Genomic DNA, 18,469 nt, shown 5'->3' on the forward strand with positions numbered 1-18,469 from the left:
CAGAAGCCCAGCCGGTCCGCGGCTGCCTGTTCGTACGCCTCCGCCGTGACATTGGCGTTCGCGGCCAGCTCGGCCGGCGGCTCGAACCGGCGCTCCTCAGGACTGGCAGCCATCACGCCACCAGCGACTGCGTCGTCGCCTGCTGCAGACATAACCACTCACTCTCTCGAAGTTCCTGCTGCGGAGCCCCGGCGTGATGCGGAGTGCACCGCAGGCCCAGCTGTTCACCGCACCGGATCCCTCGTCCCAGGTGCCTGAGGTCCGGTCGTCTTCGTCGGAGGGAAGGACGTTTCGACGCCTCGCGGCGATGCCTGGGAAGCACCATTTCGGCGTACCAGTCCGCGCAGGGTGTATTCGTTGGCCCTTCGTGTGCGACCCGGGCGTCGGGATCGCAGCACCGGTGCCCGCCTGACGTGTGACACGTTAGTTAACCTACTGTGTATTCGCGTTCCAGTCTACGGTGTCCGCGCCTCCATCGACGTGTCCGGCCGGATCTCGGTCGCCAGGGGTCGTGCTCGCTCGGTACGTGGGCGCGATGCCCTCCCGTCTGGAGTGCCGCATGGGGGAGTGGTCGTCGTGCGGGCGTGATCCGGTGGTCATGGGGAGGCGTGCGAGGGTCGCTTGGACGGGGCGGCGGGGCCCATGCAGGGCCCGAGATTGTCGTCGGACAGTAGGTGGGGCGGCCCCACCCGCGCGATGCGGGCACTTTCGTCCGGGTGACGTCCGGCGCGAGCCGGTAGGCGCGACCCCGTCGTTCGCGCGCAGTATCGAAACTGGGTACCGTATATACTGAGAGTTATGTCAGGTAGCGATGAGTCGATGGCTCCCCAAGTCCCCCAGGAGATCATCGAGGCGACCTTGCGGGTCGCGGAGTCTCGCGAGCTGCCGCCGGCGGACGTCACTCTGCGGGACATCGCCCAAGAATCCGGGATCTCCCGCAGCACGCTGCTTCGCAGGCTGGGTGGCAGTCGGCGTGCACTGGACGAAGCGCTGCGGGCCGCCGGTGTGGAACCCGGGGGCCGGAAGCCGGTCAGGGAACGCGCGGTCGAAGCCGCAGGCGGCCTGATCAGCGAGCAAGGCCTGGGCAGGGTCACGTTCGAGCGAGTGGCGGCAGCGGCGGAATGTTCAGTCCCGAGCCTCTATGCGACCTTCGGCGGCCGCGACGAGCTTCTGCGCGCGGTGTTCGATCGCTACAGCCCGATCGTCGATGTCGAGGCATTTCTCGCGGGACCGCACGGCGACCTGGAGGAGACCGTTCATCAGGTGTTCCGCATGCTGGGCGACGCACTGGAGCGGGAGCCGCGCGTCCTGCCCGCGCTCATGGCCGAGGTGTTCGCCCGACCTGGCGACGGCAACGTCGAGATCGCCTTCCAGAGCCTCACTCCGCGGATGCTGGCCGGCCTCGGGCAGTGGCTCGCCTCGGAGGTGGCCGCTGGTCGCATCAGGGACATTCCCCTGCTGCTGCTCACTCAGCAGATGGTCAGCCCTCTCCTTCTGCACTTCCTGCTGCGCCCCGTCACCACCCGTGTAGCCGCTGAATACATGCCGCCGAGGGGCGAGGCCGTCGAGACGTTCGCCCGAGCCTTCCTCTGGGCGGTGGCGCTGCCTCCGGTCGGCGGCGCAGCCCCGCAGGGCGCTCTCGCCGACTGACGGGATCGTGTGCGTGGAAGGGCGGTAAATCCGGTTCACGGTGTTCCGTTTGCTGCCTTGCCCCTCGCTGGTACGCGCTTGCGGGCGGCAACGGAACGGGGCGGTTGGGCGCGCATGTGACTGCGAACCCGGCTGAGGATGCCGCCGAGCGCGGTGGTGTCCGGGCCCGACAAAGTTCCAGTAGAAGACGCCGGACGACCGCGATGTGTCCGGGAAGGGCCCGGGTAAGCGCTTCGCGGCCCTGCGTTGTGGTCGTGACGACGGCGCGAGGCGGGTCGCTCCGAGGAGCGCTTCGAGGGTGTGGTCCCCACCAGCGTCCACCGCGGGAGTCGTCGCACTGAGGACCTGTGCGACACCCGTCGGTGCGCGTGTCTCGGGCACGAAGGGGAGCGGCCAGGCGTCCATGCCGAGGCCAGTCGCTACGTCCCAGTGCGCCAGGTTCTCCGATTCCTGCCGAACGAGCGCGTGAAGGTGTGTCGGTCAGGCCCGACAGCAGGTCATGCCCAGTCGTGTTCATCGTCACGCGGGCGATGAGACGTCCGCTCGCGTCGCCGCTGCTTCGTCGGCCGCAGGCCGCTCCCCAGGGCGGGCGCCGCGCAGGGCTACCCGATGTGGAGACTTGACACTTGTGTACGCTTAACCTGTAATCGAGTATCAGGAGAATGAGGCCTCATTCGCTGTCTCGATGTGGCGCCGCGCTCTTTGCCGTCGCAAGAGGCGATGACAGCGCCCGCGCCTTTCCACCTTCTTTTCAGACCCGACTCTCATGGGCCCTGTCGCATGCAGGACAGGCGATCGGAATGATCTTTATGGGCAACCGTGCCTCCAAGTCCCCGGACACAACCCGCAAACTGACCCTCGTCGTTCTTGGGCTCGCGGCTCTCATCGGCACCATGCTGTGTGCGTTCGCCCTGCCCTCGCTCCACAGCGGCCCCCACCACGTACCCGTAGGCATCACCGGAACCGGGCAGGCCACCCGGGATCTGCAGAGGAGTCTCGTCGGAGACGCCTGGGACATCGACGTGTACGACAGCACGTCGGAACTCCGAACGGCAGTGCGGAGTCAGGACGTGACTGGTGGCCTGGCCTTGCACAAGGGCGCACTCGATGTCTACACCGCCACGGCGGGCGCACCGTCCGCGACCAGTGCCCTGACGGCTCTGGGCAACACGTTCGCCGCGGAGCAGCGCACGTCCGTGACCGTTCACGACCTGGTGCCCTTCACCTCGGAAGACCCCCGTGGTGCCGGGCTGACCGCGGCGCTGATGCCCATCATCTTCGGCGGGATCTTTCCCGCGCTGATTCTTGGCAGTGTCTTCCCGGGGCATCGCGGGCTGCGGACGCGCCTCGCGGGAGCCGTCATGTTCTCCGTCGTGGCGGGTGCTGTCGTCGCCGCGGTCCTTCAGTTCGGCACGGACACGATCGGTGGCGACTACTGGCTCAATGCTCTCGGGGTCATCCTCGGCATGACGGCCATGTCCACCACTCTCCTCGGTCTCCAGGCATTCCTGGGGATGGCCGGCTTCGCCCTCGGGGGTGCCTTGATGATGCTTCTCGGCAACCCGCTCTCCGGCCTTGCCACCGGGCCTCACTGGCTGCCGTCCGGCTGGGCCACCCTCGGGCAGTTGCTGCCCCCCGGCGCGGCGGGCAGCCTCATGCGCACCAACGGCTTCTTCGACGGTACGCAGGCCGGTTTCCCCGCACTCGTCCTCACGGTGTGGATCGTTCTCGGCGTCACCTTCGCCCTGCTCGCCGACCGGCGCGGAAGGCGTACCGCTCCTGCGGAGTCCGGACTCGCCTCTCCCGAACGCGAGCCGTCGGGTGCGGTCCCACTCCTGGAGGGCGCTGCCCCGGGTCGCTGAATCCGCCGCTTCCGAAACGTCGCGGAAGCAGGTCCGCAGTCCTGCCGAGTGTGTTCCCCGCACTCGGCAGTTGGGCTTCCCCGGGAGAGGGCGGCGATGGGTGGGCCGGCTCGGCCACGACGACGACGTGGCCGAGCCGGCCCCCGTACTTCGGAGTCGTTCGGTGCGGAGGAGATCTTCCGGGTGTCGGAGGAAGGTACGGCCTTCTGCTGCGGCTTGCGCATCGACGTGCGGACGAACGGTGATGTTCATCCCGCACCGCAGCCGGACACGGGCGAGATCATGTTCCCGACGGACTGTCAGCGCTCTCTCGCCGCGCAAGGCAGGCCGCCGAACCGGGTGACGGCCCGGTTGGTTCGGTGACGCGCCGAGAATCGACGTAACCGGGTGTGGAGCTCTTCCGCGGCGGCGGTGGCTTCTTCATCAGACGTTCGAGCCCGACGCGCTCCCGGCACGTCGGGCTCTCCGGGCGGCGGTCGGTCCCACCGCCCGTCACCGGTGTGCCGGCGCTGGACCCACTCCAGGAAGCCGAAGGCTTCCGGCCCCGGGTGCTGGTAGGCGCCCACGTCGCTGACCAGCCAGATGTGCCCCGTCGGGGCCCGTTGACGACGAGTACCCGGTTGGAGGGTTCGTCGTCGGTGCAGGACGACGGAGCCATTGCCGCAGACCTCGGCGACACGCTCGTCGCGGTCTGCGGCCAGAGGATCGCTCTCCCAGCCCCAGGTTTGCCGGAGAGGGAACGGCGCGGCACTCGTAGGCCGGATGCCGGAATGCCCGGCCCCTCGAGGGGCCGGGCATTCCGGCATCCGGACGGACGTTCCTCAGGCGCGGGTCGCCGCCGCGACGACGATCCAGTTCCGGAACTCGACCGCGTAGTGGCGGAGGTGGTGCTCCAGTACCTCCGGAGGGCACGTGGTGGGGACATAGACCGTCAGGCTCGCGGTGAAGCCGCCGGCGGTGTCACCGAACTGGGTCAGGGCCCGTCCGACGATCGTGCCGTCGGCCAGGAAGAGGTTCGACGACATTTTGTGCGGAAAGTCGGACTCCGGGAGGAGTTCGGGCGCGTCCGCGGCCCAGGCCATCGCGTCCGTTCCCCAGCCGCCCATGAAGAAGGAACAGACGTGGGGGCCGATGTTCTCCACCACGTTGAACGCGCCGTCGGCCCCGGGCGCCATGACGTAGTGCTCGGGGTGCGCGGCGAGGAGCGCGCTCTCGTCGCCCGCGAAGGCCTTCTCCATCCACGCGAGGAAGTCGGCCGAGGTGAGGCCCTTCGTCGTGAGCACCGTCGTGCCTGCCTCGAACGCACCGTCGGAGGCGAGGGCGCTGTCCCGCAGGAAGGCGTTGCCTTCCTCGATGTCCGCGGCCAGCAGGTCGAGCAGGCCCTGGCGGCCCAGCCGTGTCCGGAAGCGGTCCAGGGCGCGGCGGGAGTAGAAGAGCTCGAGGTCGTCGATGCTCCCTCCGCCGGTGGGCCCCGACTGGAGCGTCACGGTCACGGGAGAAATCTGGTTGTCGGTCATGGTTGAACCTCCTCGATATGTGAACATGAATTCACGTTCGCATTTCGAGGATACTCATAGAGGTGCGGGACTTGTCAAAGGACCTGCGTGGATCGACGCCGGTACGATGCGTCACATGACTGAGGAGCCAGACCGCCCAGCGCTCTACCGGCAGCCCCGGCAGGCACGCAGCGCCGCGACCCTGGCTCGCGTACTGCGGGCGGCCGAGGAAGTCGCCGCGTCGGCCGGCCTGGAAGAGATGACGATGACCGGTGTCGCCGAGCACGCCGGCGTCTCGGTGGGCACGATCTACCGTCGCTTCGAAGACAAGGATCAGCTGATCACCGCCCTCAGCGAGCGGATGCTGGAGCGACGCGAGGAGTACGTGGCCGAGCAGTTGCGCGCCGCTGAGCCGTCACTCTCCGGCGTCATGGACGCCTACGCCCGCGCGCTGCTGCAATCGTTCACCGACAACAACAACCTCTTTCCCGAACTGCTTCGCGCGCGCGGTGTGAAGTCGCCGGACCGCGGGGCCCGCGCGATCCTCGAAATCCACCGCTCCCTCCTTGAAGCGACAGCGCCCTACACCGGTCAGATCCGGCGCTCCAACCCCGAGGCGGCCCTCGACACAGCCGCCCGCGCCGTTCTCGGGGCCTGCTTCCACAACTCGGTGCGCCCCGACCCGGTCACCGGGGAGGAGGAGGTGAGCCGGTACGCGGAAGACCTCAGCGACATGGCGATCGCCTACCTCCTCACTCCCGACCGGCGCCGCGCCCGAACCTGAGGCGGTCGTCGCGGCACGGGCACGGCTGCGACGAGACGTCACACCTGCGGGCTTTGTGAGCCCATGGAAGTCATCGCAGGTACACGTGTGTGTCACGGACTTCTTCGCGTGCCGCAGCCCACTCAGAGCCACCGACGCCACTTGAAGACGCCCCAGAGCCCGACGCCGAAGCCGACCATGAGTGCGAGGGCGAACGGGTACCCGGCCACCCAATGGAGCTCGGGCATGTGATCGAAGTTCATGCCGTAGATGGACGCGACCAGGGTCGGCGTGAACAGGATCGCCGCCCACGACGAGATCTTCTTCACCTGCTCGCCCTGCTCGATGGTCTCCTCGGCGAGGCGGCGGCTCTCCTCGCCCTGGGCGAGGCTCGCACTCGACATCCGACGCATGGCGTCGTTCTGCTCCATCGTCACCAGCGTGGAGTGGACGGTCAGCGCGTTCTCCAGCAGGGACCTCGAGCCGTCGACGCGTTGGGTCACCCGGATCGTATGGTCGAGGACGTTGCGCAGCCGGTTCTGCACCTCGTCACCGGTACCGTATCTGCCCGCGCCCCTGAGCAGACCCCGCACCATGTCGGAGAGGGGGTCGACCGCGCGCTGGAGCGCGATCACCTGCTCGAGCAGTCGGTAGATCCGCTGTGACAGTGCGGGATCGGCGTTTCCCTCCCCGAAGAGGCTGTCCTCGACCTCGTCGATGTCGTTGACCAGCCCCGCGACGACAGGCGCGTAGTCATCGACGATGGCGTCGAGAAAAGCCGTCAGCATCGCCTCGGGGCCAATGCCGAGGAACTGCGGCTCGGCCTCCAGGGCGTCGCGGGCCGCCGACAGATCGGGTACCGCACCGTGCCGGACGGTGATGACGAACTGCGGACCGACGAAGAGGTGCACCTCGCCGAAATCGACGCGCTCGCGTCGGTCGTCGTAGGAGGCGGGCCGCAACACCACGAACATGGTGTCGCCGTACCGCTCCAGTTTGGCGCGCTGATGTCCCTTGAACGCGTCCTCGACGGCCAGCGGGTGCAGCCCGAATCGGGCTGCGGCGGTTTCCATCTCATCCGGACCGGGGTCCATCAGCCCGATCCAGGCCACCCCTCCCGACCGCTCCAGACTGTCGGCGGCGTCCTGCAAGTCCACCGGGCGTGCGGTGCGACGGCCTTCGACATAGATCCGACCGTCGATCGCCGTCATCGGCCCGTCCTCTCGTCTGCCGGCGGCGGGACCAGCACGCTCTGGACAGCGGGTCCGACCAGCCGGACCAGCGTCTCACGCTCGGCCTCGCTGAGCGTCGGGACTCGGACGAGGTCTCGTCCCACCACCAGCCCGACGAGCATCGACGACACGATGCCCGCCCGGAGCGACGCGTTGTCGACGGAACGTGACGCCACGGCGTTGATGAGCATCCGCTCCTGGAGGAATTCGCGCAGTTGCTCGTTCGCCTGTTCGTTCACGATGGCGCCCCTGAGCGTTGCCATGAGCGGTTCGGAGCTCCGGATGTCGCCCTCCCAGATCCCGAGGAAGGCACGTACGACTCGTTCGCCGAGGAGCTCGTCGGGTCCCTCGAACGCGGCGCTGAAGCGGCTCAGCGCGTCCGCCGGGATGGACATGACGGCGGCGAACAGTTCGTTCTTCGACCGGAAGTACTGCATGACCAGCGAGGCGTCCACTCCCGCGTCGGACGCGACCCGTCGGATCGTGGTCGCGGTGAACCCGTCAGTCGCAAAGCGGGCACGAGCGGCGTCAAGGACTGCCTGCCGGGTCGTGCTGGGCCCGGGGCGGCGCCCCGGGCGCCCAGCGGTGGCGGAGTTCGTATGCGCGGTCATGCTCAGAAAGTACCTCCTCGCCCGATAACTCAACGTGGAACTCAACGTGGGTTGAGTTATCGGATTCGCGGACGTACGGTCGATGCGCAGGCAGAGCACGTCGGCAGTCCGAGAGATGCGAGGAGCTCGTCGTGAGCGATGACATGAGGGTGTACAAGCCGTCCCAGCCGCTGGAGCCGGGCCCCCGGTACGGGATTCTGAGCAGCTTCGAGCCGGGTACACGAACGCTGGAAGCGGGCTTCCGGATCGCACCGCAGTTCCAGTCCGTGCCGGTCGACATCGTCCTGGACAAGGACGTTCCAGTGACTTTGCGTGACGGAGTCACCATTCACGTCGACGTTTTCCGTCCCGCCGGGGCCGCGAAGGTGCCGGTCATCGTGGCCTGGAGCCCGTACGGGAAGGGCCAGGGGACCTCCGCCAGCGTGATGGGCATCTTCGGCATGGTGGGGCTGGGCAACGACGTCGTTTCCGGCCTGGAGAAGTTCGAAGGCCCGGATCCGGCCTACTGGTGTGCGCAGGGCTACGCGATCTGCAACCCGGACATCAGGGGCGTGGCGGAGTCCGAGGGCGACAGCGTCGTGTGGGACCGCCAGGAAGGACGGGACTGCTACGACCTCGTCGAATGGCTGGCCGTCCAGGACTGGTGCACCGGCAAGGTCGCCATGAGCGGAACGTCCTACCTCGCGGTCTCGCAGTGGTTCACCGCCGCCGAAAGGCCCCCGCACCTGGCGGCCATCAACCCGTGGGAGGGCGTGAGCGACGTCTACCGCGACCTGGTGATGCGCGGCGGCATGCCCGACACCGGATTCGCCAGCCAGCTCCAGGACCACAGCTACTTCGGCAAGGGGCGGCGCGAGGACATCGTCACGGAGGCAGAGCGCCACCCGCTCATGGGCGACCTGTGGGAGGAGAAGATCCCGCTCTTCGAGCAGATCGACGTCCCCGCGTACATCGTCGCCAGCTACTCCAACACGCTGCACACCGCGGGCACCTTCCGCGCCTGGCGCCGGATCGCCTCCGAGGACAAGTGGCTGCGCATCCACAACAGCCAGGAGTGGCCGGACTACTACGACGAGGCGAACCGGGAGGACCTGCACCGGTTCTTCGAGCGTTATCTCAAGGACGAGGACAACGGATGGGAGCAGACGCCCCGCGTCCGCTACTCGCTCCTGGACCTCGAAGGCGGCGACAAGGTGAACGTCCCCGCGGACACGTTCCCGCCGGAGGACGTCACGTCGACGAAGTACTACCTCGACGGCCGCTCGCGGACCCTGTCGACGTCGGTGCCCAGCGCCGAGGCGACGGCGGGCTACGCCGTCGGGTCCAATCCGGACACCGTCTCGTTCGTGACCCGCTTCGACCAGGAGACCGTGCTGGTCGGATACCCCAAGGCGCACCTGTGGGTCGAGGCGAAGGGCTCCGACGACATGGACCTGTTCGTCCTGGTCCAGAAGCTCGACGCGTACGGCACGCCGCTGCAGCAGTTCACCGTGCCCAACCAGGGCGCCCTGATCCAGGACGTCACCGAGCGAGGCGCCTCGATCCTGCGGTACAAGGGCTCAGACGGACGCTTGCGCGTCTCGATGCGCCACCTGGACGAGAAGCTCTCCACGGAGGACGTTCCCGCCCACAGCTTCGACCGGATCGAGAAGCTCTCACCCGGGCAGGTCGTCGACGTCGAGATCGACCTGCTTCCGGTCGGGCTCACCTTCTACCCCGGCGAGCAGTTGCGCTTCGTCGTCAGCGGCCGGTCGCTGCTGGGAACGATGATGCCCGGAAACCGCGAGTACGTCCCGGCCAACAGCGGCCAGCACGTCATCCACACCGGGGGAGAGCGCGCTTCGTACCTCCAGCTGCCCGTCAAGGCAGCCTGACGGTTGCGGGTCCGCCCCAGAGCGCAGGCGGACCCGCAACTGCTCGGGACCGACACGGGCCGCCGTCAGCGCGGTGGGTCGCTTGTATGAGGAGCCCCCGGACCCGCGAGGCCGACACCCAGCGGCTCAGGTGCTTGTGGCCGAGGGGCTACGGGGCCGGGGCGCGGTGGAGTCGGCCACCCCTGCGGCATACCGCGCGGATGGAGAGGCCGGCGGCGATGTCTGTCCACCGTCGGACCGCCGTCCACCATCAGCAGCAGGTCTCCTTGCCGGCCCGGTGCGACGGAGCCCCTGTCCGCCGGCCGGGGAAGCTGATCGGTAGCCGATGACGGCGCTCCGCCGGCTCGCTCGATCCCCCTGGGAGGCCTCACTCGAAAGACGGGTGACAGGCTTGCCAAGGGGGCTCCCATTGCCGGTGGAAGATGCCGTACGTCGGAGGGACGGAACCCGTGGGGACCGAGGTGTCGTGGAGTCCGTCTCGGCGCTCCCCGGGGTCGCGCCCCCGGGGAGGATTCTGGCCGGGCAGGTCCGGAGAAGAGTTTCGCCACGCTTGAAGGCGCCGGCTCTCGCAGCGGTTCTGCGTGGCTTCAGCGTGGATTCGGTTGCCTCACGGAGGGGCATGCGTATCGCCGGGCCGTGAGGCCGCTTACGGCCCGTCCTCTTCGAGTCGGCGGGAAACCGCGCGGGCAGTCGCCCGGACGGCCGGGCCGTAGCCGCTCTCCGGTAGCAGCAGCGTCGCCTTGCACCATGCCTTCCGGTAGAACCGGAGGCGATGGATGGATTGCCACCAGCGGCCGGGCGGTGGGGGCGTCCGGACCGGACAGTGGGCCCGGATCCAACCGATGCTCGGCGACGCCGCAGACATCTGCAGGAAACCAACCTATTGACTCTTTGCTATAGCGGCGGCACTGTTGCGGACATGAGCACCGATGCCCTCAGCCCGATGGAGACGACGTCGTTGGCCGACCAGGCGTACCGGCGGCTTCGTGCTGCGGTGCGTGAGGGGTCCTTGCGGCCGGGCGAGAAGATCACCGAACGTGACCTGGCCGCCCGCCTCGGCGTCAGTCCCACACCCGTGCGCGAGGCGCTGCGCCAGCTGGTGCACGAGAAGGTGGTGGAGCGGGTCGGGACCCGCTCGCTGCGGATCGCCGACCATTCCGCCTCTGCACGCTCGGAGATCGTGGAGGCCGAGGTGCGGCTGTCCGCCTTCATGGCCCGCCTGGCCGCTCGGAATGCTACAGATGCACAGCTCACCGACCTGGGCGAGACGCTGGAGCAGGCCGACACCCTGGTCGGTGGGATCGAGCAGGATCTTGCCGAACGCGGGGCGCAGGCCGACGTGACCGACAAGCTGGTGGCCGTCCACCGTCATCTGCGCCGCTTCCATCACCAGATGGAGGCGGCGGTCGGGAATCCGGTGCTCGAAGGCCTGCTCCAGCAGGCCCGTGCCTTCAGTGACGAGGAGCGTCTCGATCTGACGATCAAGCTCGCTCCGGAGCGCGCCGAGGCTTTCCGCCGGAGGTTCCGGGAACACCGTGCCCTGCTCGACGCTCTTCTCGACCGGGACGAGGAGCGGGCAGAACTGCTCGCCGCGCATCATCATCGCGAAGCGCTGCACCAGCTCTCCAGCATCTGATCGACCGACGCGTCCGGCTGCCTGCCCATCGGGTCACGGCGACAGTCGGCGCGCGCGTATCCCTTTTGCTATAGCATATGGCAAGGAGCCGCCATGCTGCATCAACCCGACGCGACCGCTGCAGGGCCGATGTACACCCCTGTGCCGTCGGCGCCCGCCTCCGGGAGGCGGATGAGCGCGAGCGCGGTGCTCTGGGTCACCCTGGCGGTCTTCGCCCAGGAAGCGGTCTGGAATTTCTACGACGCGCAGGTCCCCGAGCAGCTGCGTCGGTACGTCACCTCGGCGGGCGTCATCGGCCTGATCATGGGGCTGGACCACTCCTTGGGGATCTTCACCCAGCCGTCCGTGGGATTCCTCTCCGACAGGCTCGTACGCCGCAGGGCGGGGCGATGGCCGATCGTGCTGATCGGCGCCGCGGTCGCCACGGTCCCGTTCGCACTCATTCCCTGGGCGGACGGTCTCCCTGCACTGGTGGTGTGCGTCGTCGGGTTCGCCCTGGTCGCCAATGCCTTCAAAGGCGTCACCGAAACCCTGATATCCGACTACGTCCCCGCCGTCAGCCGCAGCAAGGCCCAGGGGTTCATCAAGGCCGGCGTCAGCCTGACGATCATCGTCTCGTCCCTGATCAGCCTGTTGGTCGTGGACCGCAGCCTTCACCTGGCGTTCGCGATCCCCCCGGTCCTGATGCTGATCATGCTCGGCTTGTCCTGGATGTTCCTCGGCCGCCGACACGAGCAAGCACTCCTGCTCGACCGGCCCACCGAGAGCCATGAGGACGTACCGGAGTTCGCCTCTCCCTGGGCGGTCCTGAGGGACGCGGTACGCAGCCCCTCCAGCCCCACGGTGCTCCTGATGATCGGCATCTTCTGCTTCTCGGGCATGTGGACCGCGCTGCGCTCGCTGAACACGCCCTACGGCACCGAGGTGCTCGGGCTCACCCGAGGTGAAGCCGGCGGACTCGCCCTGCCGGGCGCCGTCGCCTTCCTGGTGTGCGTGCTGCCCCTCGCCTACGGTTCCGACCGGCTCGGGCAACTGCGCGCCATGCGCTACGGCGTCGGACTGTTCGTCATCGGCCTCCTGGTGGGCTTCGCCGTCCCGACGGTCCCGGGCACGGTCGTCTCGACGGTCCTCTCCGCCATCGGCTACGCCTCGTTCGCCGTCAACGCACTGGTTGCCCTGTGGAACTTGGCCCCCACCCAGAAGGTGCTCGGCACCTACACCGCCCTCTACACCATTGCCTCTTCCGCCGGCATGGCTCTGGGCCCGGCGATCCTCGGCATCACGGTGGATCTCACCAGCTGGCGCTTCATGATGCTGAACGCCGCCGCCTTCGCAGCGATCACCTTCGCAGTCTTCACCCTTCTCACCCGCCGGATTCCCGACCGGAGCGAAGCATGAAGAACCGCTCCACCAGCACCACGAAAGGTCACAACCCCATGGAACTCCGCATTCTCGCCCCCACCGGAGCACTGGGCGCCGGCTTCGACGCCGATGCCTTCCGCCGCGGCGTCGCAGCCCGTCCGCACGTCATCGCCTGCGACGCCGGATCCACCGATTCCGGCCCAGCGGCCCTCGGCTCCGGCACACCCAAGCTCTCCCCTCAGGCCGTCGCACGTGACCTGCGGCTCCTGCTGAAGGCTCGTGACGAGCTCAAGGTGCCGCTCATCATCGGATCGTGCGGAACCTCCGGACGCGACGTCGGCGTCGACGAGGTGGCAGCACTCACCCGCCGTATCGCCGACGAGGAGGACCTGCGCTTCAAGCTCGCCCTGATCTACTCCGACCAGCCCGCAGACCGCCTTCAGGACCTCTACGACGACGGCCGCATCCGTCCGCTCGCCCATGCGCCCGAAATCGACCGGGAGCTGTTCGAACGCAGCCACACCGTGGCGATGATGGGCGTCGAACCCATTCAGGAAGCTCTCGCCGAGGGCTGCGACGTCATCCTGGCCGGCCGCGCGAGCGACACCGCCCTGTTCGCCGCACTTCCCCACCTGCGCGGCGCCGACGCGGGCCTCGCCTGGCACATGGCCAAGACCATCGAGTGCGGCGCCGCCTGCGCCGTCCCGCCGTCCGCCAACGGCCTGCTCGCCACGCTGCGCGACGACCACTTCGACGTCACCACCCTCGCCGACGGCACCCGGCTCACACCCCGCTCGGTCGCGGCACACACCCTGTACGAGAACGCCGACCCGTTCCACATCGCCGAACCCTCGGGCGTGCTCGACACCACCGACGCCGGCTACGAAGCCGTCGACGAACAGACCGTCCGCGTCCGCGGCGCCCGGTACCTCCCCGCCGACGGCTACACCAACAAACTCGAAGGCGCCGAACTCGTCGGCTACCAGACCGTCATCATCGGTGGCGTCCGCGACCGCATCGTCATCGACGCCCTGCCCGAACTCCTGCCCTTCGCCCAGCAGTACTTCGACGCGAAGATCCTCGACGTGTTCGCCGGCGAGGTCGACCCGTCCACCATCGACATCGACTACCGCCTCTACGGCGGCGGAGCCGTTCTCGACGGCCCGGAACCCGACCCGCTGCACCCCCGCGAACTCGGCGTACTGATCACGGTGACGGCCCCCGACCAGGCCACCGCCCACGCGATCGCCACGTTCGTCGCCCACACCAGCAGCCACCTGCCCATCGCCGAGTACGACGGGCTGGTCTCCACCCTCGCCTACCCCTACTCGCCCCCCGAGATGGACCGGGGCCCGCTCTACCGCTTCACCCTCAACCACGTCGCCACCGGCATCACCCCCACCGAACTGTTCCGCACCACCACCGAGGAGCTGTAAGACCCATGGCCACCCTGCTCGACTACTGCTCCCTGGTCCGCTCCAAGAACGCCGGACCCTTCACGCTCACGTTCGACTTCATGTGTCACGACCAGCCCGCCTACGACGCACTGGTGGCGACCGGATTCCTCACCAAGGGCCTCTTCGCATCCCTCTACTGCACCGATCCCGATCGGATCCTCGTCGTCAACCACCCCGGCGCACTCGCGGTCAAGGTCTCCCTGCCCCGCCCCACCGTTCAGGGCGACCTCCACGACACCGACTGCTACGCCGGCCAGCAGTACGCCCCGCTCATGGACATGGAGTTGCCTGCCGCCCCCTGACCCGCGCCCGCCCTCCTCCCCCTCCTCCTCGCGCACTCGGGAGCCCGCACCCATGCCCACCGAACGTCCGCTCTCTCCCTGGCACCTGCCGCCAGACCACCCCGCACAGCTCTTCCTCACCGGGTCCACGCCGCTGTTCGCGCTCTCGGGAGACCCGCGCGTCTCCTACTGTCTGTACGTACCTCGTGGTCACAGCAATACCGGTGAGCCCAGCCCCCTGGTCGTGGCAGTACACGGCACCCATCGCGACGTCGGTCGGGTCCGGGACCACTTCGCCGATTTCGCGGAGGCACACGGCTGCGTCGTGCTCGCCCCGCTGTTCCCCGCCGGTCTGACCGGCCCCAACGACCTGGACAGCTACAAGTTCTTCACGGAGCCAGGCTTCCGGCCCGACGTGCTCCTCCTGGACATGATCAATGAGGCGGCCGGCCGCTGGCACATCCGAACCGACCGCTTCCACTTGCACGGCTTCTCCGGCGGGGGGCAATTCGCCCACCGGTTCTTCTATCTGCACCCCGATCGCCTCGCCTCCCTTTCTGTCGGCGCGCCGGGCCGCACCACCCTTCTCGACGCCCGAACCGCCTGGTGGCGGGGGACTGCTGACAGTGCGGAACTCTTCGGAGCCGATCCGGATCCCAAGGCGATGTCGGGACTACCCGTACAGCTCGTCATCGGGGAACGCGATACTCACATCGAGGTCTGGGAAGGGGCCGAGCAGCCAGGCAGCCGTATGGACCGCCTGAGCGAGCTGCGAGAGAACTGGTACCAACACGGCATCGCCACGCGACTGGACATCGTCCCCGGCGCCGGACACGACCACCCTGCCGTCATCCCGGCTGTTCTCGACTTCCTGTCCGAACAGATCGAAGCGTCGGCAGGCCGACCGCACACGGCTGCGGAGTCCCAGTGCTGACAAGGGAACTGCTCCATCCGTGATGAGTGGCCAGTTCGGAGGGGAGGTGATCTACGAGGCGTAACGGTGTCGGGCTGGGCCGACACGGAAGCGGCACGGTGCTCTGCACCCGTGCCGGCCGCGCACTGCAGCGGCCCGGCCGCGGTGGCCACTGGTACCGCGGCCGGGAGCGTGTGCCCCGTCTGGCTACGGACGCGGCGGCACCCCACGGCCGCATCGAGGCCGAAGCGTCTCGAAGCCTCACCGACGACCTCGACCACGAGTGATCGGCGGGTTGCCCAACCCTTTCTCAGCCGGGAGTGTCGGCGCTCGAGGGGCGACGCCCCATGTTCCGGGAGCCGCGTGGCGACGAGCCGGTCGAACGGCGAGGGAGCGGGCGCGGCCGCGAGCGGATCCATCCCGCGCGCGGGCCCGGCAGCTCAGGAGGCCGGTACGGAGTCGTCGTCCCGCAGGCTGGTGTTGTGCTCATGGATCAGGCGCAGAGCGCTGTCGCGGTCGCGCCGGTCGAGGGCGTCGACGAGGTCCCGGTGAAGCTCGTGCCGGTGGGCGATGTACTCCTCCAGCGGCTCCTCGCTGGCCGGCAGCACCGACAGGGTGTGGGCCTCGATGAGGTCCACCAGGCTGGAGTACAGCGAGCCCAGCAGAACGTTGGGGCTGATGGCGGCGATGGCCGCGTGCAGCCGCCAGTTCGCGTGGACGAAGGCGACGGGGTCCGATGTGCCCACTGCTGCCTCCATGGCGGCGATGTGCTCCCTGAGGCCGCCGATGTCGGCGGGGGAGGCGTGCCACAAGGCGTCCTCGATCAGTAGGGGGTCGAGGGCGTCCCGAATGCGCACGGCGTTGGCGACATCGCTCTGCTGGGTGTCCAGCGCCAGGACGGAGTTACCGAGGCGCACCATCGGTGACTGCTCGGCGCTGAACAGCCCGCCACCCGGTCCGGGCTTGACGGTGACCAGTCCGCGGGACTGCAGCAGCCGCAGCGCCTCGTTGAAGGTGCCCACCGAGACTCCGCAATGCGTTCGGAGCTCTTCCTTGGTGCCGAGGCGTGAGCCCGGCTCGGCCGCTGCGACGAGGGCGGCGACCTCTTCGGCCGCGCCTGCCGCGCGTCCCGCCGAGGAGGCGCGGGAGGCGCCGCCGGACCTGCGGGCCGTGCTCGGCCCGTCCGACGGGGCTGCCTTGCGGGGGCCGGGGCGCAGCTCGGAGCCGTTGGGATCCGCCGCGCGCCGCTCAGCGTGCGCTGCGCTTCCGGGTGTGCTGGTCAAGGCTTCTCCAGGTGATCGACATATTCATCATGAAGGTTATCGGCTGACCTCTTGACGTCGCGGGTTACGGAGACGCAACATCAAGGTAATCATCATGCTGAATAGCTGACGGGCGGGCAAGGGGTTCGTTGTCGCCGGCGGATCCCGCCGTTCGTCCCGGCTGCTCGCCGACCGGTCCGCGTCTCATGAATCGACTTCGGGCGTCGCGAGGGCCGCCGTCTCTTCTTGTCAGGAGTGCTTCCATGCGTATCGCCAACCTCGCCGGACGACTGGCCCTGATCGCCGACGGTCGCGCAGTTGATGTCGAACGGGTCAGCGGTGGCCTGTTCTCCGCCAACCCGCAGGACGTCTACGAGCGCTGGGAAGAGTTCCTCTCCTGGGCCAGTGTGGCTGACCTGGGTGAAGGAGACGCATTCCACGTATCGGCGCTGGGTTCCCCGGTGCCCGCCCCGCGTCAGACGCTGGCGATCGGCCTGAACTATCGCGACCACGCCGCAGAGTCCGGTTTCGTCGCCCCTGAAGGTCTGCCGCCAGTGTTCACCAAGTACGTCACCAGTATCAGCGGCCCCGTCACCGAGGTGACCCTCCCGCAGAACGGCCACACGGACTGGGAGGTGGAACTGGTGGCCGTCGTCGGTACCCGAGCCCACCGAGTGGCAGAGGCTGACGCCTGGAGTCACGTCGCCGGGCTCGCGGTTGGCCAGGACCTGTCGGAGCGAGTGTCGCAACTTGCCGGCCCGGCACCGCAGTTCAGCTTGGGCAAATCCTTCCCCGGCTTCTCCCCGATCGGCCCGTGGCTGGTCACCCCGGACGAGTTCGACAACCCCGACGACCTCGAACTCGGTTGCGCGATCAATGGCGAGGAGGTCCAGAAGGGTCGCACTCGTGACCTGATCTTCTCCGTTCCCGCTCTGATCGCGGGGCTGTCGGCCGTACTGCCGCTGCTCCCCGGCGACGTGATCTTCACCGGTACCCCGGCCGGCGTCGGTCTGGGACGAGACCCCCAGCGCTTCCTGACCGCCGGCGACGAACTCGTCTCCACGGTCGAAGGAATCGGCGAACTGCGCCAGACCTTCGTCGCCTGACCGGCCGGACCGACGGACAAGGGAGTCCCTCTCATGGCACTGCACCGCCTCACCTCCATCACCATGGGCGTTCCGAACGTGGCCGAGACAGCCGCGTACTACACCGAGTTCGGCCTGGAACCCGGCGAAGACGGCTGGTTCTCCTCCCGCGACGGAGGCCGTCAGCTGCGCATCGTGCGCGCCGCCCACCGCCGCCTCATCGAGGTACGCATCGGCGTCGACACGCCGGACGATCTCGCCGCCGCCGCGTCGCGGCTGCACCGCATGGGCATCACCAGCGAGGCAACCGGCGCCACTCTGACCACTTACGACAGGGCCACCATGGTCCGCGCCGTCCTCCAACCGGCACCCCGCCTCGTTCAGGAACCGGTCGCCGCCACCGTCTACAACGGACCTGGACGCACGGACCGCACCGGCCGGCGTGCCCCGGGCATTCTTCGCGCCGAGCGCGTCCGCCCCCGCAAACTCGGTCACGCAGTCATCGGAACCACCGACTTCGACGCGACCACCGCGTTCTTCCGTGACGGTCTGGGCTTCAAGACGTCGGACTGCATCAAGGGCCACGGGGCGTTCCTGCGCTGCTCCACCGACCATCACAACATCCTGGTGCTGGCCGCCCCGGTCACCTTCCTCCACCACTCCTCCTGGCAGGTCGACGACATCGACGAGGTCGGCCGCGGCGCCACCGCCATGCTGGAGGACCACCCCGAACGGCACATCTGGGGCCTGGGCCGCCACCATGCCGGCTCCAACTTCTTCTGGTACCTCAAGGACCCCGCCGGCAACTTCAGCGAGTACTACTCCGACATGGACTGCATCGTGGACGACCAGCTGTGGACGCCAGAAGTCCTCGAAGGTGCGAAGGGCCTCTTCAACTGGGGGCCCCCGCCGCCGCCTTCTTTCCTGGCCCCCGAAGATCTTGCCGCGCTGATGACCGGCACCCACAGTGGGGCGAGGTAGCACC

Annotated in this window: 15 protein-coding genes; 11 read left to right on the forward strand and 4 right to left on the reverse strand. The window is 68.4% G+C overall.

The annotated features are described in order from the left end of the window. The first annotated feature begins 819 nt into the window (after nucleotides 1–819). The gene (locus ACWCSV_RS32585; RefSeq protein ID WP_451148502.1) at nucleotides 820–1,650 is read left to right on the forward strand and encodes a TetR family transcriptional regulator; all 831 of its coding nucleotides are present in this window, start codon (nucleotides 820–822) and stop codon (nucleotides 1,648–1,650) included. A gap of 800 nt (nucleotides 1,651–2,450) precedes the next feature. Continuing rightward, nucleotides 2,451–3,512: a hypothetical protein gene (locus tag ACWCSV_RS32590; RefSeq protein WP_451148504.1), complete on the forward strand. Its 1,062-nt coding sequence runs from the start codon at nucleotides 2,451–2,453 to the stop codon at nucleotides 3,510–3,512. Nucleotides 3,513–4,333: 821 nt separating this feature from the next. Here ACWCSV_RS32590 and ACWCSV_RS32595 read toward each other — a convergent pair. Next, complete coding sequence (locus ACWCSV_RS32595) at nucleotides 4,334–5,029, reverse strand: hypothetical protein (RefSeq protein ID WP_451148506.1); 696 nt, start codon at nucleotides 5,027–5,029, stop codon at nucleotides 4,334–4,336. Nucleotides 5,030–5,144: 115 nt separating this feature from the next. Here ACWCSV_RS32595 and ACWCSV_RS32600 point away from each other — a divergent pair, with 115 nt between their 5' ends. Beyond that, nucleotides 5,145–5,792 (forward strand): TetR/AcrR family transcriptional regulator, encoded by a 648-nt coding sequence (locus ACWCSV_RS32600; RefSeq protein WP_451148508.1) that lies wholly within the window; start codon nucleotides 5,145–5,147, stop codon nucleotides 5,790–5,792. 122 nt (nucleotides 5,793–5,914) lie between these two features. On the opposite strand, the gene ACWCSV_RS32605 is transcribed toward ACWCSV_RS32600, so the two are convergent. Continuing rightward, nucleotides 5,915–6,982: a magnesium and cobalt transport protein CorA gene (locus ACWCSV_RS32605; protein ID WP_451148510.1), complete on the reverse strand. Its 1,068-nt coding sequence runs from the start codon at nucleotides 6,980–6,982 to the stop codon at nucleotides 5,915–5,917. Continuing rightward, complete coding sequence (locus tag ACWCSV_RS32610; RefSeq protein ID WP_451148512.1) at nucleotides 6,979–7,614, reverse strand: TetR/AcrR family transcriptional regulator; 636 nt, start codon at nucleotides 7,612–7,614, stop codon at nucleotides 6,979–6,981. The genes ACWCSV_RS32605 and ACWCSV_RS32610 overlap by 4 nt, the downstream gene beginning before the upstream one ends. Nucleotides 7,615–7,745: 131 nt before the next feature. On the opposite strand from ACWCSV_RS32610, the gene ACWCSV_RS32615 reads away from it, so the two are divergent. From ACWCSV_RS32615 to ACWCSV_RS32640, 6 genes are all read left to right on the forward strand, one after another. After that, complete coding sequence (locus ACWCSV_RS32615) at nucleotides 7,746–9,488, forward strand: CocE/NonD family hydrolase (RefSeq protein WP_451148514.1); 1,743 nt, start codon at nucleotides 7,746–7,748, stop codon at nucleotides 9,486–9,488. 919 nt (nucleotides 9,489–10,407) lie between these two features. Next, the gene (locus tag ACWCSV_RS32620) at nucleotides 10,408–11,124 is read left to right on the forward strand and encodes a GntR family transcriptional regulator (RefSeq protein ID WP_451148516.1); all 717 of its coding nucleotides are present in this window, start codon (nucleotides 10,408–10,410) and stop codon (nucleotides 11,122–11,124) included. Nucleotides 11,125–11,217: 93 nt separating this feature from the next. Next, the gene (locus ACWCSV_RS32625; protein ID WP_451148518.1) at nucleotides 11,218–12,522 is read left to right on the forward strand and encodes an MFS transporter; all 1,305 of its coding nucleotides are present in this window, start codon (nucleotides 11,218–11,220) and stop codon (nucleotides 12,520–12,522) included. 38 nt (nucleotides 12,523–12,560) lie between these two features. Beyond that, nucleotides 12,561–13,922 carry an acyclic terpene utilization AtuA family protein gene (locus tag ACWCSV_RS32630; RefSeq protein ID WP_451148520.1) on the forward strand — a complete coding sequence of 454 codons (1,362 nt, stop codon included), beginning with the start codon at nucleotides 12,561–12,563 and terminating at the stop codon, nucleotides 13,920–13,922. A 5-nt stretch (nucleotides 13,923–13,927) separates the two neighbouring features. Further along, nucleotides 13,928–14,245, forward strand: a complete 318-nt coding sequence (locus ACWCSV_RS32635; RefSeq protein ID WP_451148522.1) for a DUF4387 domain-containing protein — start codon at nucleotides 13,928–13,930, stop codon at nucleotides 14,243–14,245. Between the two features lie 52 nt (nucleotides 14,246–14,297). Continuing rightward, nucleotides 14,298–15,158 (forward strand): poly(aspartic acid) hydrolase, encoded by an 861-nt coding sequence (locus ACWCSV_RS32640; protein ID WP_451148524.1) that lies wholly within the window; start codon nucleotides 14,298–14,300, stop codon nucleotides 15,156–15,158. Between the two features lie 419 nt (nucleotides 15,159–15,577). Here the strand turns inward: ACWCSV_RS32640 and ACWCSV_RS32645 are convergent, their stop codons facing one another. Further along, nucleotides 15,578–16,420 (reverse strand): FadR/GntR family transcriptional regulator, encoded by an 843-nt coding sequence (locus tag ACWCSV_RS32645; RefSeq protein ID WP_451148526.1) that lies wholly within the window; start codon nucleotides 16,418–16,420, stop codon nucleotides 15,578–15,580. Between the two features lie 242 nt (nucleotides 16,421–16,662). Between ACWCSV_RS32645 and ACWCSV_RS32650 the strand changes: the two genes are divergently transcribed. Both ACWCSV_RS32650 and ACWCSV_RS32655 read left to right on the forward strand, forming a co-directional pair. Further along, the gene (locus ACWCSV_RS32650) at nucleotides 16,663–17,505 is read left to right on the forward strand and encodes a fumarylacetoacetate hydrolase family protein (RefSeq protein ID WP_451148528.1); all 843 of its coding nucleotides are present in this window, start codon (nucleotides 16,663–16,665) and stop codon (nucleotides 17,503–17,505) included. A gap of 33 nt (nucleotides 17,506–17,538) precedes the next feature. Then, nucleotides 17,539–18,465, forward strand: coding sequence for a VOC family protein (locus ACWCSV_RS32655; RefSeq protein WP_451148530.1), 927 nt, complete (start codon nucleotides 17,539–17,541; stop codon nucleotides 18,463–18,465). Nucleotides 18,466–18,469 lie beyond the last annotated feature (4 nt).

The sequence above is a fragment of the Streptomyces sp. NPDC001770 genome, assembly GCF_053596135.1.